Below are 23,701 nucleotides of genomic sequence, written 5' to 3' on the forward strand. Positions count from 1 at the left end.
ACGGAATGTTTAGCGCATTACGATGCCGCGATGCGCCATGTACGCCTTGGCTTCCTGCACGGTGTATTCGCCGAAGTGGAAGATACTTGCCGCCAGCACTGCGCTGGCGTGGCCTTCAATGATGCCGTCGGCCAGGTGCTGCAAGTTGCCGACGCCGCCGGAGGCGATCACCGGGATGCCCAGCGCATCACTGATCGCGCGAGTCACGCCAAGATCGAAGCCGTTTTTCATGCCGTCCTGATCCATGCTGGTCAGCAGGATCTCACCGGCACCGAGGCCTTCCATTTTTTTTGCCCACTCGACCGCGTCGAGCCCGGTCGGCTTGCGCCCGCCGTGGGTGAAGATTTCCCAGCGCGGGGTTTCGCCCGGGCCGGAGACCTTCTTCGCGTCGATGGCGACGACGATGCATTGCGAGCCGAAATGCTGCGCCGCTTCGCCGACGAATTCCGGGTTGAATACGGCGGCGGTGTTGATCGAAACCTTGTCCGCGCCGGCATTCAGCAGGTTGCGGATATCCTGCACGGTGCGTACGCCGCCGCCGACAGTCAGCGGAATGAACACCTGACTGGCCATGCGTTCGACGGTATGCAGCGTGGTATCGCGGCCATCGACGCTGGCGGTGATGTCGAGAAAAGTAATCTCGTCGGCACCTTGCTCGTCATAGCGACGGGCGATTTCCACCGGGTCACCGGCATCGCGGATGTTCTCGAACTTCACACCCTTGACGACCCGGCCGTTGTCCACGTCCAGGCAAGGGATGATGCGTTTGGCCAGCGCCATGGTCAGTCCTCAGCCTTGGTATGAATCGCAGAAAGCTTGCGCTTCAGCGACGTCGAGGGTGCCTTCGTAGATCGCCCGGCCGGTAATTGCGCCGATGATGCCTGGCGCACGCGCGTCGAGCAGCGACTTGATGTCTCCCAGATTGTGGATACCACCGGAGGCGATTACCGGAATCTTCGTTGCAGCAGCCAACGCAGCGGTGAACGGTACGTTGCAGCCCTGCATCATGCCGTCTTTGGCGATGTCGGTATAAACGATCGACGACACGCCGTCGGCTTCGAACTGCTTCGCCAGGTCGATAACCTGCACGGTGCTGATTTCAGCCCAGCCGTCGGTGGCGACAAAACCGTCTTTGGCGTCGAGGCCGACGATGATCTTGCCCGGGAATGCGCGGCAGGCTTCAGCGACGAACGCCGGGTCTTTCACGGCTTTGGTGCCGATGATCACGTAGCTCACGCCAGCCTTGACGTAGTGCTCGATGGTTTCCAGCGAGCGGATGCCGCCACCGATCTGGATCGGCAGGTTCGGGTAGCGCTTGGCGATGGCAGTAACCACTTCACCGTTGACCGGCTGACCTTCGAAGGCGCCGTTCAGATCGACCAGATGCAGACGACGGCAACCGCCCTCCACCCACTTGGCAGCCATGCTCACCGGGTCATCGGAGAACACTGTGGAATCTTCCATGCGGCCCTGGCGCAGACGTACGCAGGCACCGTCTTTGAGATCGATAGCGGGAATAATCAGCATGCTTTTTCCTTCGTCAAAAGAGCTGCAAGCTGCAAGCGACAAGCTGCAAGCATGCGTGGCTGTTCTTTCTTGCAGCTTGAAGCTTGAAGCTTGAAGCTTCAACTGCTCTTCTCTAATGCCCACAGGTCGCTTTCGATGCTTTCAAACCGCTCCTTGAGGTGGGTCTGCACATCGAAAATCGCCCTGTTGTAATAGTGCGGCGCAATTTCGCGGGTAAACAGCTCAAGAATTTCGGCCGCTTCGAACAAACCCAGATCCAGCTCGAAGCGATCCTCCATGAAGCGTTTGATCTTGTGATTGGCCTCGTTCTCCTGTTCGGGAGTGAGGGTCAGGATCGGCGGCTTCTTCTTGACGGCCATTTACCAGCGACCGTCCCACGCGGCGAAGTTCTGCAACAGTTGCAGGCCATGGGTATGGCTCTTCTCCGGGTGAAACTGCACGGCGAAACGCGAACCTTCGGCCAGCGCCGCAGCGAAATCGACGCCGTAATGACCGCCACCCACCACCTGCCGCGCGTTGCCGGCGGCGATGTAGTAGCTGTGTACGAAGTAGAAGCGCGCCAGATCCGGAATGTTGTGCCACAGCGGGTGACTCACCGTCTGCTTTACTTCGTTCCAGCCCATGTGCGGGACTTTCAGGTGTTCGCCATCTTCGTGCAGGTCTTTGCCAAAGAACTTCACTGCGCCCGGGAACAGGCCGATGCAGTCGACGCCGTCGTTCTCTTCACTGCTGTCGAGCAAGGCTTGCATGCCGACGCAGATGCCGAGGAACGGACGATCCTGGCTGACTTCACGCACCAGCGAATCGAAGCCCAGGCGACGGATTTCCGCCATGCAATCGCGAATCGCGCCAACGCCGGGAAACACCACCCGGTCGGCTTCACGAATCACATTCGCATCGCTGGTGATCAAGACCTTGCCGGCACCGACGTGCTCGAGGGCCTTGGCCACCGAGTGCAGGTTGCCCATGCCGTAATCGATAACCGCGACCGTCTGCATTACAGAACGCCTTTGGTCGAAGGCATCTGGCCGGCCATACGGTCGTCCAGTTCGACGGCCATGCGCAGCGCGCGGCCGAACGCCTTGAACACGGTTTCGATCTGGTGATGAGTGTTGGTGCCACGCAGGTTGTCGATGTGCAGGCTGACCAACGCGTGGTTGACGAAGCCCTGGAAGAATTCCTGGAACAGGTCAACGTCGAAGCCGCCGACAGTGGCGCGGGTGTAAGGCACATGCATCTGCAGGCCCGGACGACCGGAGAAGTCGATCACCACACGCGACAGCGCTTCATCGAGCGGCACGTAGGCGTGGCCGTAGCGACGGATGCCTTTCTTGTCGCCGATTGCTTTGGCGAAGGCCTGGCCGAGGGTGATGCCGACGTCTTCCACAGTGTGGTGGTCGTCGATATGCAGGTCGCCCTTGCTGACAATATCCAGGTCGATCAGCCCGTGACGGGCGATCTGGTCCAGCATGTGCTCGAGAAAAGGAACACCGATATCGAATCGGGCCTTTCCGGTGCCATCAAGGTTGATCGAGGCTTTGATCTGGGTTTCCAGAGTGTCGCGCTCGACAGACGCCATACGTTCGGCCATCACCAGCTCCGCAAATCATTGGGCGAAAAAGGCAGCCATTATAGGGGCGCGGGCGGGAAACAGAAACACGAGAGGTGATATCGCTGACGGAGTGAATTCCCTGCCGCCAGCGATGTACATGTCCGTACAAGCCAGCATTCATTGCGAATGCCGGCTTTCGTCGCCGCTTAGTGGAACAGAACCGCGGTCTTCTGCAGGGTCACCCACACACCCCACGCCAACGGAATACCCACCACCAGCCACGCAGCAATTGCCAACGGCTTGCTGCCCGGCGCGGCTTTCCACTCCAGTACGGTGCTGCTGTCAGCCCCCTTGTCGTGGCCCAGCGCCTGTTCGGCAGCCAGTTCGGCGTCGGTCATGAAGTACTTGTCGGCCACCGGACGTACCAGCAGGTTGCACAGGAAGCCCAACACCAGCAGGCCGGCGAGGATGTACAAAGTGATGTCGTAAGCGGCAGCGCGTTCAACGCCGATGCTCAACTGATACTCACGCAGATAGTTGACCAGCACTGGACCGAGCACACCGGCCGCAGCCCACGCAGTCAGCAGTCGACCATGAATCGCGCCGACCATTTGCGTACCGAACAGGTCCGCCAGATACGCCGGAACCGTCGCGAAACCACCGCCGTACATCGACAGAATGATGCAGAACGCCGCCACGAACAGCGCAACGTTGCCCAGATGACCGAGGTTCGGAATCAACGCGTACAGCGCAAAGCCCAGCGCGAAGAACACAAAGTAAGTGTTTTTCCGGCCCAGGTAGTCCGAGAACGAGGCCCAGAAGAACCGGCCACCGATGTTGAACAGGCTCAGCAGACCGGTGAAACCGGCAGCAATCGCAGCGATCGAAGCCAACTGCCCTGCATCCAGCTGACCAAACGGCAGATCAACCCCGATTAATTTGCCGCCAAACACTTCCTGCAACAGTGGCGACGCCATGCCGAGGATGCCGATACCAGCGGATACGTTCAGGCACAGCACCAGCCACACCAGACGGAATTGCGGGGTTTTCCACGCCACATTCACATGCACGTGACGATGCGTGATCATCGCGTTCGCGGCTTTCTTCGCCGGAGCAGTCCAGCCTTCAGGCTTCCAGCCGGTTGGCGGAACGCGGTAGGCCAAAGCACCACCGATCATGAACACAAAGTAGATCGCAGCCATCGCCACGAAGCTCTGCCACACGCCAACGCCGGTCGGCGAAGCGAAATGGCTCATCAGTGCGGTCGCCAGTGGAGCGCCAACCATCGCGCCACCACCGAAGCCCATGATCGCCATGCCGGTGGCCATGCCACGCTTGTCCGGGAACCACTTGATCAGGGTCGAGACGGGCGAGATGTAACCCAGGCCCAGACCGATACCGCCGATCACGCCCGAGCCGATCCACATCAGCCAGATCTGGTGGGTATAAATCCCCAGCGCCGAAATCAGCAGACCGCCGCACCAGCACAATGCCGATACCACACCGGCCTTGCGCGGCCCGGCGTGTTCAAGCCAGCCGCCCCAGATCGCTGCCGAGCAGCCGAGGAAGATGAAGAACAGCGTGTAGATCCAGCCGAGCATGGAGATCGGCCAGTCGCATTGCGACGAAAACACTTGTGCGATGAAGCTCATGTCCGGCGCGCAAGCCTGCGGAGCGGTGACGCCTAGCGCCTTGGATAGCGGCAACCAGAACACCGAGAAGCCGTAGGCCATGCCGATGCACAAGTGGATGGCCAGAGCGGCCGGTGGTACCAGCCAGCGGTTGAAACCGGGCTTGGCGATGATGCGTTCCTTGGACAGGAAGCCTGGCTGATCGGCTTTGAGGCCGTCCGCCGTGATGCTCGTGCTCATTGTGTATCCCCCAATTATTAGTATGGTTCGCCAGCCACTGTTCACCCCCGGTCTTTATGCACGCAGGCATGACCGTGTTAGTGGGTGAAGCTCCTTGAGGCGCGACCAAAAGTCGCAGAAGGGCGGACGAACCGGCGCAGGTTACCATCTGCAGGTGACAGAAAAACCAAACTGATATCACCTTTTTTGAGTCAACTGATCTCCTGCCTGCGGGGAACCACCAAGGCATGCGCTGTCGAAGCGCTGCGTGCCGCGGCTCGGCAGGTTGTGACAGGACGCCTCAGCAGCCCGGGCAGATGCAGCGCTATACTCCCCGGCTAAATTATGAATTCGACTACTTACAAGGACTCGCCCATGAAAGCGTTCGGCAAAATCCTGGGTCTGGTACTTCTCGGGCTGTTGCTGATCATTGTGGCGCTGGGCTTTGCCCTGACCCACCTCTTCGATCCCAACGACTACAAAGACGAGATCCGCCAGATAGCCCGCGACAAGGCCCACATCGAGCTGACGCTCAATGGCGATATCGGCTGGAGCCTGTTCCCGTGGCTCGGCCTGGAACTGCACGAGGCCAGCGTCGCGACCCTGGCCAAGCCCGCCGAACCATTTGCCGATCTGCAGATGCTCGGCCTGTCAGTGCGCGTGCTGCCGCTGTTGCGCCGCGAAGTGCAGATGAGCGATGTGCGCGTTGAAGGCCTGAATCTGCGTCTCAACCGTGACAAGACCGGCCACGGCAACTGGGAAGACATCGGCAAGGTGCCGGTGAAACCCGGAGCAACGCCGCCGGCCACTCCCGGCGAACCCGCGAGTGAGCCCACTGTAGCGGTGGAAAAACCGGCGCAGCCGATCCGGCTCGACATCGACAGCCTGACCGTCAACAACGCCCGCGTTGAATACAACGACGAGTTGACCGGCAAGCAGTTCAGCGCCGAAAGCATCCAGCTCAGCACCGGCCCGGTTCACGATTCGACCAACATCCCGATCAAAGCCACGGCGTTCCTCGGCACCAATCAACCAGTGCTGCGCGTACGCACCGAACTCACTGGCGAGCTGCGCTTCGAGCGTGCCCTGCAACGCTATAAGCTGGAAGACCTGAAGCTCAGCGGCGAAGTCGCCGGTGATCCGTTGCAAGGCAAAACCGTGACCTTCGCCGCACAGGGCCAGATGCTGCTGGATAAAGCCGCGAACGTCGCCGAATGGACCGGCATCAAGCTATCCGTTAATCAGCTGCGCGCCTTGGGCGAACTGAAAGCCAACGACCTCGACAAGACACCGCAGATCAGTGGCGGCATCTCCATCGCCCAGTTCGATCTGGCAAAATTCGTCGACAGCATCGGCCAGAAACTGCCGGCCATGGCCGAAGGCAGCCTGAGTAAAGTCGAGCTGGTCAGCCGCGTCGCGGCCACGCCGACCAGCGTGGCGTTCGACAACATCAACCTGAAACTCGACGACAGCAGCTTCAGCGGGCGCATCGCCGTCGAAGACTTCGCCAAGCAATCGCTGCGCGCGATTCTCAAGGCTGACACTTTCAACGTCGACCGCTACCTGCCGCCGAAATCCGCTCAGGCCAATAGCGCCACGCAAGTGCGTCAGGCCGAAGTCGCCAGCACCGAAGCCGACGCGCTGGCCGGAGCCGGCAGCACGCCACTGCCGGACAAACCGAGCAAAAGCGCCTGGAGCACCGAACGCCTGTTGCCGGTCGAGCGTCTGAGCAAACTCGACGTGAATGCCGACCTGAGCTTCGGCCAGTTGACCCTCGACAAACTGCCGATTCAGAACGCCGTGCTCAAGGCCAACGGCCAGGGCGGTTTGCTGACCCTGGAGAACCTGCGCGGCGAGTTGTACAACGGCGACTTCGAGTCCAAAGGCACGCTGGACGTGCGCCAGGCGGCGCCGATCCTCAACCTGCAAACGCGGATCAACCGGGTGCCGGTAGAAAAAATCCTCGAAAGCCAGGGCAAGAATCCACCGGTCAAAGGTCTGGTCAATCTCACCAGCAGCTTCACCGGTAGCGGCAACAGCCAGCAGGCGCTGATCGAGACCCTCAACGGCAACGCCAGTTTCGTGATCAACAACGGCGTGCTGCTCAACGCCAACCTTGAACAGCAACTGTGCAAAGGCATCGCCACGCTGAATCGCAAAACCCTCAGCGGCGAGCCGCGCGGCAAAGACACGCCGTTCCAGGAACTCAAGGGCAACCTGACGTTCCGCAACGGCGTAGCAAGCAATCCGGATCTGAAAGTGCGCATTCCGGGCATGACCGTCAATGGTGACGGCGACATCGACCTGCGCGTGCTGGGCATGGATTACCGGGTCGGCATCGTCGTCGAAGGCGACAAGAGCGACATGCCGGATCCGGCCTGTCAGGTCGGCGAGAAATACGTCGGCATCGAGTGGCCGCTGCGCTGCCGTGGCCCACTGGAACTCGGCGCCAAGGCCTGCCGTCTGGACAACGAACGCATGGGCCAGGTCGCGGCCAGACTGGCGGGCGACAAGCTGAGCGAGAAGATCGACGAGAAACTCGGCGACAAAGTCAGCCCCGAGCTGAAAAACGCACTGAAGGGGCTGTTCAAGCGATGAGAGCGGAGCAGTTTTCAACGGCGGTGCTGGAATGGTTCGACCGCCACGGCCGCCACGATTTGCCGTGGCAGCAAGGCATCAACCCGTATCGGGTGTGGGTCTCGGAAATCATGTTGCAGCAGACGCAGGTCAGCACCGTGCTGAATTATTTCGACCGTTTCATGGCCTCGCTGCCGACGGTCGAAGCGCTGGCCGAAGCGCCGGAAGACGAAGTGCTGCACCTGTGGACGGGCCTCGGTTACTACACCCGTGCGCGCAATTTGCAGAAGACCGCAAAAATTGTCGTCGGCCAGTACGGCGGCGAGTTTCCGCGCGATGTCGAAAAGCTCACCGAGCTACCGGGCATCGGCCTGTCCACCGCTGGCGCGATTGCCAGCATCAGCATGGGCCTGCGCGCGCCGATCCTCGACGGCAACGTCAAACGCGTGCTGGCGCGCTTTACCGCGCAAGAGGGCTACCCCGGCGAGCCGAAGGTTGCCAAGCAGCTGTGGGCCACCGCAGAGCGCTTTACGCCGCAGGATCGGGTCAACGCCTACACCCAGGCGATGATGGATCTCGGCGCGACACTGTGCACGCGCAGCAAGCCGAGCTGCCTGCTGTGTCCGCTGGAAAAGGGCTGCGAAGCGCACATGCTTGGCCTGGAGACGCGCTACCCGATTCCCAAACCGCGCAAAGCCATCCCGCAGAAACGCACGCTGATGCCGATGCTGGCCAACGCGGACGGCGCGATTCTGCTTTATCGCCGGCCATCTACCGGACTTTGGGGCGGATTGTGGAGCCTGCCGGAACTGGATGATCTCGACGACCTGCAGCATCTGGCGGTGCAGCACTCGTTGCAAGTGCGCGAACAGCAGGCGCTGCCGACGCTGGTGCACACCTTCAGCCATTTCCAGCTGTCGATCGAACCCTGGCTGGTTCAGGTACAGGAGGCCGGCGATCACGTGGCCGAGGCCGACTGGCTCTGGTATAACCTCGCCACCCCGCCGCGCCTGGGCCTTGCTGCCCCGGTCAAAACCTTGCTCGAACGCGCGGCCACCGTTTTGAATGCAGGAGTATCGTCATGACCCGCACCGTAATGTGCCGCAAGTACAAAGAAGAGCTGCCAGGCCTAGAGCGCCCTCCATACCCGGGCGCCAAGGGTCAGGATGTTTTCGAACACGTCTCGGCCAAGGCCTGGGCCGACTGGCAGAAACACCAGACCCTGCTGATCAACGAAAAGCGTTTGAACATGATGAACGCCGAAGACCGCAAATTTCTCCAGGGTGAAATGGACAAGTACTTCTCCGGTGAGGAATACGCCCAAGCCGAAGGCTACGTGCCGCCAGCAGAATAACCCCCGGAAATCCGGGGGCGGATCGTAAGCGACGGAATTAATTTAAGAAATTTTAAAAAAGTGTTTGACGTAAATCCGAAAAACCCTTTTAATGCGCCCCGTTGCCCAGATAGCTCAGTCGGTAGAGCAGGGGATTGAAAATCCCCGTGTCGGCGGTTCGATTCCGTCTCTGGGCACCACCTTTCGTTTTCAGGTGATGCCAAGCACACCTGAAAGCACACAAGAAGCCCGCCTCGTGCGGGCTTTTTGCTTTCTACGGTTCCCTACCGTTCCCTTGTAAGCCCAAACATATATGAGTAGATTCGTGAGTAGATCCAGTTCGGTCTACAAATCTACTCACACCTCCGCGGCAAAAGCCCGGCTGGTGCGGCCTGCAAGGAGGCTGCGTGCCACTCTCAGATACCACCATCCGTACCGCCAAGCCGAAGGACAAGCTTTACCGGCTGACCGACGCCAATGGCCTATGCCTTGAAGTAACCACGACCGGCTCCAAGCTGTGGCGTTATCGTTACCGCTTCAACGGCAGCGCGAAGATGTTGGCGCTCGGCGCATACCCTGCGGTCACCCTTCTGAAAGCCCGTCAGCTTCGCGATGGAGCGCGCCAGCTACTGATTGAGGGCACCGACCCCGGCGAGCAGAAGAAAACGGCCAAGCAAGCGCAGAAGGTCGAGGGGCTGACTTTCGAGACGCTGTCGCGAGAGTGGTTTGCCTACAATGCTCCCCGGTGGGCTGAGAGCACTACCTACAAGGCCAAGCTGTATCTGGAGAATGATTTGATTCCGGGTATCGGCGCCCGCCCGGTAAAAGCAATCACCCGGCCAGATCTGGTGGAGCTGGTGCGCAAGGTGGAAGCCAGGGGCACACTGAATGCCGCAGGCAAGATCCGCCAATGGCTACACCAGATATTCCGGTACGGACTGGCCAAGGGCGTCATAGAGGTCAATCCGGCCACCGACCTCAACGTGGTAGCTGCGCCAACGAAAGCTGCCCGCCATCACCCACACATCACTTTTGCCGAATTGCCCGAGCTCTTGGCCAAGAGCGAAGCCGCGAATATCCATTTACTGACTCGGCACGCCATTCGCCTACTGGCGCTGACGGCCGTTCGCCCTGGTGAACTTCGCCAAGCCCCCTGGGCAGAGTTCGACCTGGATGCCGCTCTCTGGACAATTCCCGCCGAACGCATGAAAGCCCGCCGCCCTCATATCGTCCCGCTGCCCCGCCAGGTCGTCACCATCCTGCGCCAGCTCCATGAGATCACTGGACGCTACACGCTGGTCTTTGCTGGTGCCAATCCCGAACGACCTATGAGCGAGAACACCGTCAACAAAGCACTGCGAGTAATTGGTTACGAAGGTCGGCAGACCGGCCATGGTTTTCGTCACCTGCTAAGCACCGAGTTAAATGGTCGCGGGTACAACAAGGATTGGATCGAGCGCCAGCTTGCCCACGGCGACAGTGACGAGATTCGCGGTACATACAACCATGCGGCCTATGTCGAGCAGCGTCGAGAAATGATGCAGGCATGGGCTGACTCGATCGACGCACTGTGTGCCAGCACACGCTTGAGCAACCAATTGAAGAGGGCGTCATAAATGGCTTGCGATTACCTCAGGCACATCAATCTCCAAGAGGTCTATGAGCAGATTGAAGAGTTCACACCCTACAAGGGCGCAAGCCTGTCAAATATTCAGCACCAATTTGGAGAAACGCTTTCCTTCTGTTTTGAGGAGCTGTCCTACGCAGCGTTTGAGCAATGTCCTGATGACGCCTGGAAGGTTTTTCCAGCGGCCGAAGTGGCGGCCGAAGTGGGAGATATCATTGAGGCTAGCCTAGAGCGGATTGCGATGGCTGCCGAGATAAGCATGCCAAGCCGCAGAGCTTCGGCGAACGTGGCGATCAGCAAGCTGACAACCCTTTCTATCCACGCCTCATTTGGAGATTTTGACTACTGGGAAAAAATCAGCCTGATGACTTATCAGTATGACCTTTTATGCTGGCTTTATAGGAAAAGCAAAATCGAAGAAGCCTTCGAAGTATACGAGCTGATACTAAGAACTCACGGGGAATTAGCAACGCAGTATGCAAAGAGCTTTACCTCCGCGCTAAAGAGTGAACTCGCACGCGATCGAGCAACGAAACGTCACGCTCCGACCAACAGAATCAAACTCGATTTGCTCGCCGAGTGGGATAAGACATCTGGCGAATACAAAAGCCGCGCCGACTTTTGCCGAATTATTTCTCAGCGTGACGGGCTCCTCTATCGGACCGTGTATGACTGGATTGCCACGCACGATCGAAACAAGTCCTGATCTATCTACAGCCTGCGCAGCAAACTGTACTGTTTGCTGCGCAAATTGAACGGTGTGCGCTGCACGCCGGACTGTCAGTAAGGCCTTCCTAACACGAGCATTGCCATCGTCGATTACCAACAACGCCCTAGGAGGCGCAGACGATGGCAACGCAATCCCACCTTATTCGCAAATCTGAACAACCGGCTATTACGGATGATCTACCCGTACGATTTATCAAGCTAGCCGCCGTTAAAACACTGACCACGCTTTCCACGTCCGAGATTTACCGGCGCATTGCAGCGGGGCGATTCCCTAAACAGGTAATGCTCGGGCCAAAGTCTGCCGTCTGGATTGAGGCCGAGGTTATAGCGTGGTGCGACTCCCTGATCGCTCTGCGTGGGGAGGCGGCATAAATGACAGACAAAAAAATGGCCGACCAACAGGCCAGCCAAGAAAATACTCACGTAGAGAATACCAGCGGAACCGCACAACGTGCTCGCCTTTTGGAGCGCTTGAAAGCCGGCCCGATTGACACCTTCACAGCCATTCGCGAGCTGAACATCGTTCGCCCTGGTGCTCGCATCAACGAGCTGCGCGCTCTCGGCCACAAGATCCTCACCCATCGCCTCGACCTGACCGACGACCAAGGCCGCAAGCATCCACGCATAGCCCTTTACTACCTCAGCACCAACCCGCCTGCCGGGGTGTCTGTATGACGACTACCCCAATGTCCTGCGATGAATGGTCTATAACTTCTCTTGCCAGCAATCACGCCCGCCGGTATCGTTTCCTTTGTCACATTGCTGACAACGACCTTGGCGGGTCGAATAGTAAACGGCGCAACAGCGCCCCCATTACGATTGCAGGCGCTTTTTTTGTGCCCGCATTCTCGTGTTATGGCGGGTTGCGCAGGAGCACCTTCGGGTGCGCCGGGCTCCGTTTACCCCGGTCCGCCAATCCTGTGCAACTCGCCACCCTTCTCTGCTTGGCGGCAGATCGGAGTGGCTCCAATGAAGTAAACGGAGCTACACCCATGACACACGCCCTCATTCCATCAAAAATCCGCGCCTTTGCTCACCGCCGCCTGGCCGTGAGCGCTCTCCGCGCAAACTCTTCCCTTTCCACTCGCCTCTCCCGCTACAACGTCAGCATGGTCATCGCCCGCGCTCTTGAAGCTGATGGGGGTGCCGTATGAACGCCCCTATCCTCATGCCCGCCAATCCTCAAGCCGACGACCTCAGCGACGTGCAAGACATCCTCGTTCTACTGAGCCTCGCGCTTGCCCTCATAGCCTCGCCTACCACGCCCATCATCGTCGCCCGCGTCACTGCCGTCATGGCGCAGCACACCGCCATGGCCTGGGCTGAACTTCTCGACGATCTAATCGCAGTGCAAGGAGGCGCCCAATGAGCCGCCAACTTTCAACGTCGACAAGCGCCGAACGAGAACACGCATCTCAGTGGTGGAGTGTCCTCAATCAGTTGCGCATTTCCAACGAGTTGCCTGAGTGGGTTCACGCCCAAGGCATTGGTAGCGATGCCGACTATCAGGAGTCGTTGCTGGATAGAAGCATCGTCAATCAGGCCCTGTTTGGCGTCGACGAGATCCAACCGGGAGACGACCTCGATCCATGCGCCTATGAGTGTCAGCGTCTCATTGATCTGATTGAGTTGGAGCGCACCCGTTATCTGACATGGTGGACCATGCTCAGCGAAATGCGGGCACGTAGACAGCTACCGGATTGGGTTCTGACTAATCGCATTGGTAACGGCCCGGATCATGAGCGGTGGTCTGACAAATCGGCACAGGTCAACCAGATGCTGTTTGGACAATCACGCGTTCGCCACTTAGCGACGCAGCTTCGGCTGCCTGAGGGACCACGCCCCGACTCTCGCCAGCGCACAGCGTCGGTGACTCCCGTGAATTGCTGATTCGATAAAGGTTTAAGCACATGAAAATTCAAAATGGCGCGCCGGCGCCAACGGGATCGGCTTGCCCGAAAAAAGCCACAGAGCTGTTCTATGTGACCCATCCGAAAGCGCTGAAGGCGTTGCTTGGCCCGTTTCTGACGGAGTCTGACGCCGAGTGCGGGCGCGTCGTTATGCGCAGTGCTGACGCCCAGGTGACAGCCTGTCTCGTTGAATCCATCGACGACATCACGCACTGGCACGCAGTGAACAATGGCCGGGTTTGCCGAGTCTTCGCTGGGAGCGCTAGTCATGGATGACGCAGCGATCTTGTTCCGTGATGCGCTCCAGGCTGTTTATGGCTCGCTCGACTGGCTCCCTGTGCCCGATGGCAGCATTCACCGGTTCCGCGTTCCCGACGACAAGCCTGGCACTCTCAATGGTTGGTATGTCCTGTACCTGGACGGTATCGCCTCTGGTGCGTTTGGCAGTTGGAAAGTTGGTGATACCAGTACCTGGTGTAGCCGAGAGCCGGTAGACGCCCGGGAGGCAGCGCAGATCCGCGAGCGAATTGATCAGGCCCGGCGGCAGCGCGAAGCTGAGCAACTCCGGCGCCAGCAACAGGCCGCCGAGAAGGCCAACCACTGGTGGCGCAACGCTCGCCGCGCCGCGCCAGACCACCCATACCTCTCGGCCAAAGGAGTTCGCTCCTACGGCTTGCGGCAGCGCGGCGCTGATCTGCTGATCCCGCTGTACCTGGATGGGCGCTTGGTCAACCTGCAAAGAATTGCTCCGGACGGCGGCAAGCGCTTCCTGTTCGGCGGCCGGATCAAGGGCACCTACTCGCCGCTGGGCATCATCGAACCGGGTTCTGTGCTTTGCATCTGCGAAGGGTGGGCGACGGCCGCCAGCCTCCACCAGCACGGCGGCTACGTCGTTGCGGCAGCCATGAACGCGGGCAACCTGATCCAGGCGGCGATGGGCCTTCGCGCTCGCTACCCGGACCAGCCAATCGTCATAGCCGGCGACGACGACCGGCTCACCGACGGCAACCCGGGACGCACAGCAGCGAACGCAGCCGCGGCAGCGGTGGGTGCCGAGGTGGCCTTCCCCGAATGGCCAGAAGGTTCGCCCGATGACCTTACCGATTTCAACGACCTCGCAAACTGGAAGCTCGCCAATGGCCAAGCCTGATACCAACGTGATCAACCTTCGGCCAGAAGCCGCAACCATCGCGCCGGCTCGTCCTTGCTGGGCGGTGTACGAGCACTGGGTGACCAACGAGAACGGCCGCAAGTTGCGCCCGGGCGTTTACTGGCACAGCTTTAAGCGCACCGCTGCGGATCAGGACGACGCCGAGAACGACGCCGCCGACAGGCCGATCAGCGATGAGTGGATCTCAAGCCCAGTCATGGTCGTGGCGCGCACCACCAACAGTGACGACGGCAGCGAGGGGCGACTCCTCCGACTGGTGACCGAGGGCGGGATCAAGGAGTGGATCATTGCCATGGAAGTATTCGGCGGCAGCGGAGAGGATGCCCGGCGCGCCCTGTTTGGTATGGGCGTCATCATCGCCCTTAAGAAGCGCAGCACGTTCATGGAGTACCTGCTCGATCAGCACCCCGCCGAGGTGTTCGCCACTACCTGCCGGCCCGGCTGGCATGAGTCAGGTGCGTTCGTGCTGCCCGGGCGGACGATCGGCGCGGCCAACGTGCGATATCAGGCCAGCAACAAAGCCCAGGTGCTTTTCAGTCAGCGTGGTGAGCTCGCGCTGTGGCAATCGGCCGTCGCGGCCAAGTGCGCGGGCAACCCGGTACTTACGCTGGCGATCGGCTGCTCGCTGGCTGGTCCGTTGCTGAGCTTGGTCGGCGTGCTGGGTGGCGGTGTTCACCTGGTGGGCGACAGCTCGAGCGGCAAATCTCTGGCCCAACTGATCGGATCGTCGGTGTGGGGTGACCCGGGCGTGTTTGCCGCCAGTTGGGACATGACCAAGGGCGGCCTTGAGATCGAGGCGTCGAGCCGCAACGACACCATCCTGCCGCTGGACGAGATCAAGCGCGCCGACCCTAAGCGGGTACAGGAAATGGCGTACTCACTCGCCAACGGCCAGGGTAAGGGCACCATGACCCGGGAGCGAGAAGCCCGAGGCAAACTGAGCTGGCGCCTGCTGACACTCTCCAGCGGCGAGCGCTCCCTCTCTGAACACGCCGCCATATCCGGAAATGCCGCCCACGCCGGCGCCGAGTTGCGCATGGTCGACGTGAACGCCGGCACCCGCACGCACAGAGCCTTTGACGAACTACACGGGCTTGAGGGCGCGGACTTCCACCGGCAGCTCACCGTCGCGGTCGGCGCCCACCATGGCCACCTTGGGCCAGCCTTCGTGGAGCGCCTTGTCGCAACCGACGATAAGCCAGGCTTGCTCAGCGACTTTGACGGCATCCGCGCCCAGTTCGTCGAGGACAACGCCCAGGCCGGGCGCGTAGCTGATCGGTTCGCCGTGATCGCACTTGCGGGGGAGATGGCCATCGCTTTCGGCTTGCTGCCTTGGGAACAAGGGACCGCCCTCGCCGACTGCCGCCTGCTTTATGGGGAATGGCTCTCACGTGTAGGTGGCGGTAACGCAGAGGATCGCCAGATCCTGGCCGGCATCCTCGACTTCATCGACAAACACGGCAGCAGCCGGTTTTCCGATGTCGACGCCACGGAGGTGGATGCCAAGGTCTTCAACCGCGCCGGCTACTGGGAGCTGGTAGCGGGCAAGCGGCTCTACCTGTTCAACAAGTCCGCACTCGTCGAGGCAGCCCACGGATTCGGCCTCACCCGCGTGATCAAGGCACTGGAAGTTGGTGGGGCCCTGGCCAAGCGCGACACCGATCGCGATAGCCGCAAAACCAAAAAGTACCGCATCCCCGCCGGCGGGTCGGCGCGCCTGTACGTCATCGATCCCGAAGCAATGGACAGCGAAGGGGGCGGCGCATGACCACCATATCCACCAAGTACGAATGCCCGAGTTCACAGGAACCTATAAACGTGGGGAACAGGGGGAACGGGGGAACAGCCAGTAAACTCGTGGCCTGTAGTCGTTCCCCCTTATTAGATGTATGGGGAACAGGGGGAACACAAACATGTTTTTGAATATAGAACCCCCAGTCTTTCTGAGCATTTGGTTATCACTGTTCCCCACAAAAAAACGTGGGGAACAGAATCCCCCTCTGAAAGCCCCGGAAACACTGGCTGTTCCCACTGTTCCCCCGTTCCCCCGATTTTTTTCTAGAGACACATATGGGCAATGGAGCAATCAGGCCGAGGTGACGACATGAGCCTCCTCTCCGGCCTGCTAGATCACATGCCGCCACCCCACGCGCCGGAGCCGCCAGGAAGACCAGCGCCAGCTCTATCGCTTGTTCGCAACATCGAATATGCACCTGCCACATCACCCAACATGAGCGCCGCCAGCGCATCGCCCGAATGGCGCCACGCCCGTGACCAATACCTCAACCACATCATGGTGTGTCGGGCCTGTTATGCGCCGACATCCCGTTACTGCCTGGCTGGTGCCGATCTGCGCGCCAGCTACGAGAGAACCCCGATGGAGTCGCCACAAAAACCGGACGGCTGACACGCCAAACTACTGGTTAAATATACAGATAAGGTCAAATCTGCTAATATTAGGTTATAACCTTGCATCGGAGAATGAGTATGAGCTCAAGCACCAAGACCCGAGGCCATCAAACCAAGCCAACCCGCGCAGAGATCAGCGCCGCATATGAGCGCCTGCGCATTGCGGCGAACTCAGGAAGCGTACAAGCGAACGCCGCACTGATCGCCCTAGCGGAACGCCGCACTCTCCTTCCTATGGAGGTTTTGGTCGCATGACCGTTCCTCAAATTACCCAAGGCTCTCAAGCCTCCCTTCTCCCGCGCCGTCAGAAAATGACGGCCCAGCATCGCACCACGTGGAGCTGATATGGACGGACTACTCGATTTCGCTAAAACACCGGAAGGCCAAGGGTTGTTGGCAGCTGCTTTTGGTGGGTTGGCCGGCGCTCGCCGCGGCGCCCCAATAAACACACTCGGTGCTGCCGGACTGGCTGGGATCGGCGGATACAGCAATGCGTTGCAGCGACAATCCACCGATCAGTATCGAGGCATGCAGGCTCAACAAATCCAGGCCAATCTGAAGAAGCAAAACATGGCAATGGACATGGCTCAGCGCATGTTCGGCGGCCAGTCGGCGCCCGGAGCGCCGCAGGATAGCGCCATGCTGCCAGACGCGGCCTCGTACGGCGCGGCGCCCAGTGCAATGCCGCAGACCCAGGGTCGTCAGCCGCAAGGTGCTTTCCCGCTCGGCCTGAACGATGTCGCGGCTTACAACATGCTCGACTTGCCCAACGGGTCGACGCTCCTTGACCTCTACAAGCAGGCCAACAACCCGCAAGAGCGCAAGGGCGGTAACTACTACGTTGATCCGCGCTCTGGTCAGCAGACCTACATGCCGAAGATGGCCGAAGGCGTGATGATGAACGAGCAGGGCCAGGCCGCGCCCGTCCCTGGTGCCGCACAGGCCAATGCCGGCTACAAGGGTGCTGAGGCGGGTTCTGTGACGGCCGCGCAGTTCCCGTATGCCGTAGCCCAGAAGGACGCCGCGCAACGCGGGGCAGCAAGTTACGACCCCATGAAAGTGGTCGGCCAAGATGGAAACGAGTACTTCGTACCACGCCTTAATGTCGCCGGCGGCACGAGTGGCTCTCCGTCTGGGCAGGGTGGCGGGTTCATGGCCGGCCGAAATCCGGTCAATCAGGCCGCGACTCAAGACCTGAACAAAAACTGGATCACCAGCACGTACCAGCCAACTCTGGATTCCGGCAAAACCGCTGGGGACATGAGAAATTCAATCCAGGCGGCACGAAATATCGATCTGAATACGGGGTATGGCACTGAAGCCAAGGCGCTTGGAGCCAACGTCCTGACCAGCCTTGGGATCGCTCCAAAAAATGCGGAGTTGTTCGCCACAAACGCGCAGAAGTTTCAGTCTGTAGCCATGGATCGACTGCTAACGGTGCTTGGCGCACAGAAAGGCCCCCAGACCGAAGGGGATGCCGACCGGGCAAGCAAGACATTCGTCAGCCTCAAGAACACGCCGGAAGCCAATACTTTCATCCTGGATCTGGCAGAGGCAAAGGCTAATCAGGATGCGCGGAAGGCCCAGTTTTATCAGGATGCGTTACCTCAAGCGCAGAAAGAGGGCGATCTGATGCGCATCGATCGTGAGTGGCGAAACATTCAGGGTTCTATCTGGAACGACCCTGTGCTCGGCCGCTGGCAGAAACGCTAATGGATCTCTTCGGCCAGCTTGAGAAAAAAAACGGGCTGCCTTCGGGTCTACTGGACGCCATGTGGTCAGCCGAGTCGAGCCGCGGCCAAAACATGCAATCCCCAAAAGGCGCCCAAGGCCATTTCCAGTTCATGCCAGCAACCGCCCGGCAATACGGTCTGACCGACCCTAACAACCTCCCGCAATCAGCCACCGCAGCAGCACAAATGCTCTCTGACATGGTGCAGCAGACAGGCAGCGTGCCCAAAGCACTTGCGGCATACAACTGGGGCATCGGCAACGTGCAGCGCAAGGGCATGGATGCAGCCCCGGCCGAGACGCGCAATTACATTCAGAAGGTGACAGCCAACATGTCTCAACAGGAACCGCAAGACGATGCCTGGGCTGCACTTCGCAGCAAACACAGCCAACTGGCGGCACAAGCTCCCGCGGAGGACGATGAATGGAGTGCGCTAAGGCAGAAGTACTCTATGCCAGCGCCGCAGCAGGGTGAGCCAGGACAATCTGCACCGACCAGCCAATCCATGCAGCTCGCTCCTGTAGATGCGCAACAGGATCACAGCACTCTGCCGGATCGCCTTGCTGGCCGTGGCTGGCTTGAAAAGGGCACACTTGGCGCTGGCAAGGCTGTCGCTGACTTGATGGAAGGCGTTGGCCTGCGCAGCGTTCTGTGGCCCAACGGCTGGCAGCGCGCTCCTGGCGCAGACAAGGACCTCATGTCTGATCCGGCCGGTATCGTTGGGAATATCGGCGGACAGGTTGGGCTGGCCTATCTTGGTGGTCGCGGCTTGCAGGCAGGTGGTAAGGCCATCCAGGCTGCGAGCGCAGCACGCGCAATGCCAGCGGTAAAAACGGTCGGCAGCCTGATCGAGGGCGGCGGGAACGCCTTAATTAGCCCTGCGAGCTATAAACAGGCGGCCGGTGCTGGTGCGGCCTTCGGGGCTTTAGCGCAGCCTGGATCGTTGGCAGAGCGGGCGCAGCACTCAATCATCGGAGGTCTAGGTGGTGCAGCCGGTTTGGCGGTGGGGCGAGGCATTGGGAGCGCTGTTAATGGAGTTATCGGCGGTGCCAAATCTTTGCTTACCCCAAGAGCTCCAATTGAAATGCAGGTTTCAGCCAAGCTATCCAGTAAGGGGATCGACTTCGGATCGCTGCCGCAGGCTGTCAAGGATCAGGTGGTCAACCTTGGCAAGAAATCCATGGAAGACGTGGACAACTTGGATGCCACGCAACTCGGGCGGATGGCTGACTTCAATGCGCTGGGCATCAAGCCAACACGCGGATGGCTGAGCCGTGATCCTAAGCAGTGGTGGATGGAGAACACGCTTAACACCGTTGACGACCAGATGCAGAAGCGCTTTGTAGATGCCAACCGGTCGCTGTTGTATGGCGTGAGAAAAGGTGCAGGCGATGCGACGGACTACGAGCGCGGGCAAGTCCTGCAAAAGTCCGTTGGCGACTATGACGCAGGGCTGAAGTCGAAGGCAGACAGCCTGTACCAGGCCGCACGCAACACGGCTGGCCGCGACATCCCGCTCGACCCGCACAAGTTCGTCAATGACGCCTCTGTCGAGCTTGACCAGCAGATGCTGGGCTCGAAACTGCCGGCGGACACGCTGGCCTGGTTCCAGAAGGCAACCACCGGCAAGGAACCGTTCGACATGGGGACTGCCATGCAGCGCCTCCAGGCTCTGAATGGGCGGATCTACAGTACGAACGACAGAGCTGAAGCTGTAGCACTCGGGATCGTCAAAAAGCATCTGCTCAACGCCATCGACAATGGCGAGACAGCGGCATTCAACCCGACGCCAGGCATGCGCAGCCCGGGTTCGGCTCCGGGCGCCTCCAGCCAGCCGTTCACCGCTGCACAAATCGGCGGTCAGCCAAGGTTGCCAGGTTCTACGCAGGCTTCCAGCGGCAGCATGGCCCCGTTCCAAGGTGGTGTTGGCCCTGCAACTGGCGGCGCTGCACAAGCTGGCGAACAAGGAGCACCTGGCATTGCCGAGGCATTCCGCTCGGCTCGCTCGGCCGCGGCTGACCGGTTTCGATTCCAGGAGGCCAGCCCGCTGGTCGAGAAGATCCTGAAAGGCAATTACGCGCCCGAGGATCTGCCCGACATTGTCGGCAAAATGAAGGTGGATCAGCTCAAGGGCCTTTCGCAGCTTGAGCAGGAGCGCGGCGTTCCTATCATGAGCTCATTGCAGGATGCGGCGCGCGCCTATGTGCGCGATGCCTCGACACTCCAGGGCGAAACAGGTGGCGCCTTTTCCATCAACGGAATGCGCAAGGCCATCGACAAAATCGGGCCCGAAAAAGGCAAACAGCTCTTCGGAAATGATGGGTGGGCGGAATTCCAGCGAATCTTGCGGGTTGGCGGCGCTATCAACAATCCACCAATGAAGCCGGCCGGTTCGACCACGGCGTCGAATGCGTTGCGATTCATACAGGCGATGCCAAAAATCCCAGGCATCAATGGTCTGCTCAACATGACCGTTACTGCCGCCGGCAAGGCCAAGCAAATGGCTGACGTTGGCTCGGCGCTGAATCCGCCATTAAGCATGGTGATCCCGAAAAAACCGCAGCCAAGCATGCTGCCAATGCTCATGGGGCCAGGATTATTGGGGTTTACGGAGCAATAACGGCTAGTCCTCGTCGGGGTTGATCAGGACGATTTTCCTGATCCTGCTGCCTTTGGGCAGATGCTTTTTGGCCAGGATGGTAAGCCAGTCTTCCAGCTTTACAAGGAGCTGGACGCCAGCGAACACGGCGGACATCTGCAGCACCTTCAACAAATGCTCATCAACCACACGAACCTCCAGGGCGCACTACCCTTCACTCAACCAAGCCCGCTGACGTGGGCTTTTTACTGAGATGACCCAAACGTCGATCCCTGTTTCGATCGCTGCTGTTCACTACGGCTGACACCACCTACCGACCGGCACCCAGTTCGTCATTGAGTCTAGTCGCTCAGCGGCGCAAAGAAGGTCAACTAGATTGACCGTTAGTCGGGCTATTCGCGTGCGGTAACCACCAAAGGTAACCACCTCGCCTGGTTACTTTCCGTCACCCGGTATCCGCTCTGGTATCCACGGTTCAGGCCATTTCAGGCGGATACCGGAGACAGTGACCAAGCGCGGTGACCAGCATCAGTGACCACCTCCGCTTTCCCTGTCATCGTCGGCACGGATACCCGTGACTTGGTTGCCACTCAGGTTGCCAGGGTATTCCGAGTTTTTGGGGGCCATAAAAAAGGAACAGACGCCCATACCGACGACGTGTAACTAGGCAGGCTGTTACAGCCCCTGTTACAGCAAAACACGCTGTTTCGCGCAGCACTTCGCGCACAGATATCGCGCACCCGAGCGGCGTGAAAAACCACAAAGTACGCAGGGCTGGTACGCGCCATAAGTACGCGCTCTGGTGCGCGTGCCGCTCAAGTTCGCGCTCGAGGTTCGCACCTCCAGTTCGCACCCGCTAATGCGAACCTCGCTGTCGTTTACCAGCTCGGTTACCACGAAAAGTTACCAGAACGATCAGTTGCCAATCGTCAGGTTTCCACCATGGTTTCCACAGAAAGTTGCCATTCAGAACTGGCAACCAGACGACATGACAGCCGATTTACTCGGGAGGTTTCGGCGGCGGCGCTACCCATGACATCAGAGCCTCAACGCTGCCAGTGCTCGCGAGCAATTCTTTCGCCTCGTGCACCTTTTCTAAGAGTTCAGCGCGAGCGTCGTCAATCATATCCACTGAGCGGGTGGCGATGTCGTCAAAAAAATCCTGCAGTTTCCTATCAGAGCTCCACTTGTCGATGATCTTCAGTAGATTGCGTAGTGATTCTTCCCGGGCTTGGATGATCAGAGAGCGCTCGTAGCGCGCTGTCGCTATTGCGCGCTCAGCATCCCACCTCTTTCGCTCTTCTGCCGCCTGCCGGTCAGCCTCAGCAATCTGAGGCACTAAGATTTTCGCCTTCTCCACCAAAGCCAATACGATGCCGTCGAGTTGTTTCAGAAGACTGACTTTGCCCTCGGTCCAGGTACGAGCCCAGTCGACCCGCCCATAGGGGCTGTAAGCCCTGAGGCATAGTCGTTTGGAAGCGACACGCTGAGCACTTCGCCGGAAAAACGTCTTCGTCTTTCGGTCCCACAGCCCAGGTTTTAGCTCTTTAGCCTCCTTGACAGGCAAATATTCGCCATCGATGTAGACCATCTCCTTTTCGACCGTCGCCTCGTAGACAGTCAGCCCTATCCCTACCTCGCCGATGAATACGATTGTTGGTCGAGCTGGCGCCCAGATGTTTGTCTCGAAAACCGATCGTTTCAGCCGCCCTTCCTCGTCTCCGAGCGCCTTACGTGTGAAGCCGCTTTCACCGCAGGCGATTGAGATTCGACCATTCGTCTCACGAAGACAGTTCGCAAGCTTCAGCAGAACTGATGCCGCCCTCTGAAGCGTGGGCTCAGTAACTACAAGGTCAGGGAGATTTCGCTTCGCGGGTTTGAGGTAGCCGTCGCCAGCGACTCTGCCGCTCGTGAATGAATCCAGCGAACCCATCATCATCGTACGCCTGGCACCAGCTTTTTTCGGAGCGACTTCAATCTGTCCAGTTCCAGGCGGCGTTTCACGCGGCAACTGGTCACCCTTCCTCCACTCGATAGGATCACCTGGCTTGGACTTGGGCAGAGGTGGAGCCTTTGGTCTCTGTCCGGACTGCTTCCTTGCCCAATAGCCTCGTGGTGGACAAGGTACGTTCAGGCGAGCACAAACCCGCTTCAGGAACACAGCGGAAACTCCGTACTTGGGAGCGAGGGAGGTCATAGGTGTGGTCCAAACCTCGGAGTACAGGTTATCTCTGTGGACGCGATCTTGATCCATCTCCAGTTGCCTCTGAATTTCGCCCAGAAGGGAGATAACGCTGACAGTTTTCTCTTGGGTGGTCAAAACGGCAGCCAAGAAGTAATCCGGCTTAGCCCTTCTATCGCCTCGGCCGGAATCTGCGTCGAGGCTGGCGCTAAGGTTTCAAAGCCGCGATCTAGTGCCCGGCCGGCCAGCTTGGTATCCATTAACCATGGCCTCTCGCGGCACCAGGCTGACCGTTACCTTCATTCAGTGTTGAAATCTACACTCTGTGTAGATCCCAACACGCGACGACCGCGTCCTCGAAACAGGGTGGTGAGAATGCCACTGTGTGGCACTGTGACCACACGTTCGCGATGACGTGAAGTCGGTGTACCGGCACCTTCTCACGCCTCCTTAGCTGGCTATACACAACCCCCTGGGCATCGCTTAAACAATGGCTATACACA

Annotated in this window: 22 protein-coding genes and 1 tRNA gene; 15 read left to right on the plus strand and 8 right to left on the minus strand. The window is 59.5% G+C overall.

Annotation, left to right across the window (positions count from 1 at the left end):
• Positions 1-9 precede the first annotated feature (9 nt).
• From hisF to ACP7BN_RS04210, 6 genes are all read right to left on the minus strand, one after another.
• A complete protein-coding gene (gene hisF, locus ACP7BN_RS04185) occupies positions 10-780 on the minus strand; it encodes an imidazole glycerol phosphate synthase subunit HisF (protein WP_007972752.1) in 771 nt (256 codons plus the stop codon).
• 9 nt (positions 781-789) lie between these two features.
• Positions 790-1,527: a 1-(5-phosphoribosyl)-5-[(5-phosphoribosylamino)methylideneamino]imidazole-4-carboxamide isomerase gene (hisA, locus tag ACP7BN_RS04190; protein WP_115985282.1), complete on the minus strand. Its 738-nt coding sequence runs from the start codon at positions 1,525-1,527 to the stop codon at positions 790-792.
• Between the two features lie 98 nt (positions 1,528-1,625).
• The gene (locus ACP7BN_RS04195; protein WP_426201857.1) at positions 1,626-1,886 is read right to left on the minus strand and encodes a DUF2164 domain-containing protein; all 261 of its coding nucleotides are present in this window, start codon (positions 1,884-1,886) and stop codon (positions 1,626-1,628) included.
• Positions 1,887-2,525, minus strand: a complete 639-nt coding sequence (gene hisH / locus ACP7BN_RS04200; RefSeq protein ID WP_426201859.1) for an imidazole glycerol phosphate synthase subunit HisH — start codon at positions 2,523-2,525, stop codon at positions 1,887-1,889. It abuts the gene before it with no gap.
• Positions 2,525-3,118, minus strand: a complete 594-nt coding sequence (gene hisB, locus ACP7BN_RS04205) for an imidazoleglycerol-phosphate dehydratase HisB (RefSeq protein ID WP_007897437.1) — start codon at positions 3,116-3,118, stop codon at positions 2,525-2,527. The genes hisH and hisB overlap by 1 nt, the downstream gene beginning before the upstream one ends.
• A 167-nt stretch (positions 3,119-3,285) precedes the next feature.
• A complete protein-coding gene (locus ACP7BN_RS04210; RefSeq protein ID WP_426201861.1) occupies positions 3,286-4,950 on the minus strand; it encodes an OFA family MFS transporter in 1,665 nt (554 codons plus the stop codon).
• Positions 4,951-5,304: 354 nt separating this feature from the next.
• On the opposite strand from ACP7BN_RS04210, the gene ACP7BN_RS04215 reads away from it, so the two are divergent.
• The 15 genes from ACP7BN_RS04215 to ACP7BN_RS04285 all read left to right on the plus strand — a co-directional run bounded on the left by ACP7BN_RS04215 (position 5,305) and on the right by ACP7BN_RS04285 (position 21,037).
• Positions 5,305-7,527 (plus strand): AsmA family protein, encoded by a 2,223-nt coding sequence (locus tag ACP7BN_RS04215; RefSeq protein WP_426201863.1) that lies wholly within the window; start codon positions 5,305-5,307, stop codon positions 7,525-7,527.
• On the plus strand, positions 7,524-8,591 hold the full coding sequence (mutY, locus tag ACP7BN_RS04220; protein ID WP_426201864.1) for an A/G-specific adenine glycosylase: 1,068 nt from the start codon (positions 7,524-7,526) through the stop codon (positions 8,589-8,591). Before ACP7BN_RS04215 ends, mutY begins: the two co-directional genes overlap by 4 nt.
• A complete protein-coding gene (locus ACP7BN_RS04225; protein WP_420646824.1) occupies positions 8,588-8,860 on the plus strand; it encodes an oxidative damage protection protein in 273 nt (90 codons plus the stop codon). The genes mutY and ACP7BN_RS04225 overlap by 4 nt, the downstream gene beginning before the upstream one ends.
• A 103-nt stretch (positions 8,861-8,963) precedes the next feature.
• A tRNA-Phe gene (locus tag ACP7BN_RS04230) sits at positions 8,964-9,039 on the plus strand.
• Between the two features lie 207 nt (positions 9,040-9,246).
• Positions 9,247-10,455: a tyrosine-type recombinase/integrase gene (locus ACP7BN_RS04235; protein ID WP_426201866.1), complete on the plus strand. Its 1,209-nt coding sequence runs from the start codon at positions 9,247-9,249 to the stop codon at positions 10,453-10,455.
• Positions 10,456-11,172 (plus strand): hypothetical protein, encoded by a 717-nt coding sequence (locus ACP7BN_RS04240; RefSeq protein WP_426201868.1) that lies wholly within the window; start codon positions 10,456-10,458, stop codon positions 11,170-11,172.
• Between the two features lie 143 nt (positions 11,173-11,315).
• Positions 11,316-11,567 carry a helix-turn-helix transcriptional regulator gene (locus ACP7BN_RS04245; RefSeq protein WP_426201870.1) on the plus strand — a complete coding sequence of 84 codons (252 nt, stop codon included), beginning with the start codon at positions 11,316-11,318 and terminating at the stop codon, positions 11,565-11,567.
• Positions 11,568-11,870 carry a helix-turn-helix domain-containing protein gene (locus tag ACP7BN_RS04250; protein WP_426201872.1) on the plus strand — a complete coding sequence of 101 codons (303 nt, stop codon included), beginning with the start codon at positions 11,568-11,570 and terminating at the stop codon, positions 11,868-11,870.
• 475 nt (positions 11,871-12,345) lie between these two features.
• Positions 12,346-12,564, plus strand: a complete 219-nt coding sequence (locus ACP7BN_RS04255) for a hypothetical protein (protein ID WP_426201873.1) — start codon at positions 12,346-12,348, stop codon at positions 12,562-12,564.
• Complete coding sequence (locus ACP7BN_RS04260) at positions 12,561-13,085, plus strand: hypothetical protein (RefSeq protein WP_426201875.1); 525 nt, start codon at positions 12,561-12,563, stop codon at positions 13,083-13,085. Before ACP7BN_RS04255 ends, ACP7BN_RS04260 begins: the two co-directional genes overlap by 4 nt.
• Positions 13,086-13,105: 20 nt before the next feature.
• Positions 13,106-13,381 (plus strand): hypothetical protein, encoded by a 276-nt coding sequence (locus ACP7BN_RS04265; protein ID WP_426201877.1) that lies wholly within the window; start codon positions 13,106-13,108, stop codon positions 13,379-13,381.
• Positions 13,374-14,255, plus strand: coding sequence for a toprim domain-containing protein (locus tag ACP7BN_RS04270; RefSeq protein ID WP_426201879.1), 882 nt, complete (start codon positions 13,374-13,376; stop codon positions 14,253-14,255). Before ACP7BN_RS04265 ends, ACP7BN_RS04270 begins: the two co-directional genes overlap by 8 nt.
• Positions 14,242-16,044: a DUF927 domain-containing protein gene (locus ACP7BN_RS04275; RefSeq protein ID WP_426201881.1), complete on the plus strand. Its 1,803-nt coding sequence runs from the start codon at positions 14,242-14,244 to the stop codon at positions 16,042-16,044. Before ACP7BN_RS04270 ends, ACP7BN_RS04275 begins: the two co-directional genes overlap by 14 nt.
• A 986-nt stretch (positions 16,045-17,030) precedes the next feature.
• Positions 17,031-18,398 (plus strand): hypothetical protein, encoded by a 1,368-nt coding sequence (locus ACP7BN_RS04280; protein WP_426201883.1) that lies wholly within the window; start codon positions 17,031-17,033, stop codon positions 18,396-18,398.
• The gene (locus ACP7BN_RS04285; RefSeq protein ID WP_426201884.1) at positions 18,398-21,037 is read left to right on the plus strand and encodes a lytic transglycosylase domain-containing protein; all 2,640 of its coding nucleotides are present in this window, start codon (positions 18,398-18,400) and stop codon (positions 21,035-21,037) included. Before ACP7BN_RS04280 ends, ACP7BN_RS04285 begins: the two co-directional genes overlap by 1 nt.
• Before the next feature lie 3 nt (positions 21,038-21,040).
• Here ACP7BN_RS04285 and ACP7BN_RS04290 read toward each other — a convergent pair whose 3' ends face one another.
• Positions 21,041-21,205 carry a hypothetical protein gene (locus ACP7BN_RS04290; protein ID WP_426201886.1) on the minus strand — a complete coding sequence of 55 codons (165 nt, stop codon included), beginning with the start codon at positions 21,203-21,205 and terminating at the stop codon, positions 21,041-21,043.
• 811 nt (positions 21,206-22,016) lie between these two features.
• A complete protein-coding gene (locus ACP7BN_RS04295) occupies positions 22,017-23,348 on the minus strand; it encodes a hypothetical protein (protein ID WP_426201887.1) in 1,332 nt (443 codons plus the stop codon).
• Positions 23,349-23,701: the final 353 nt, after the last annotated feature.

Origin of the sequence: Pseudomonas sp. TWP3-1, from assembly GCF_049896625.1 — a bacterium.
In the GTDB taxonomy this organism is placed as follows: domain Bacteria; phylum Pseudomonadota; class Gammaproteobacteria; order Pseudomonadales; family Pseudomonadaceae; genus Aquipseudomonas.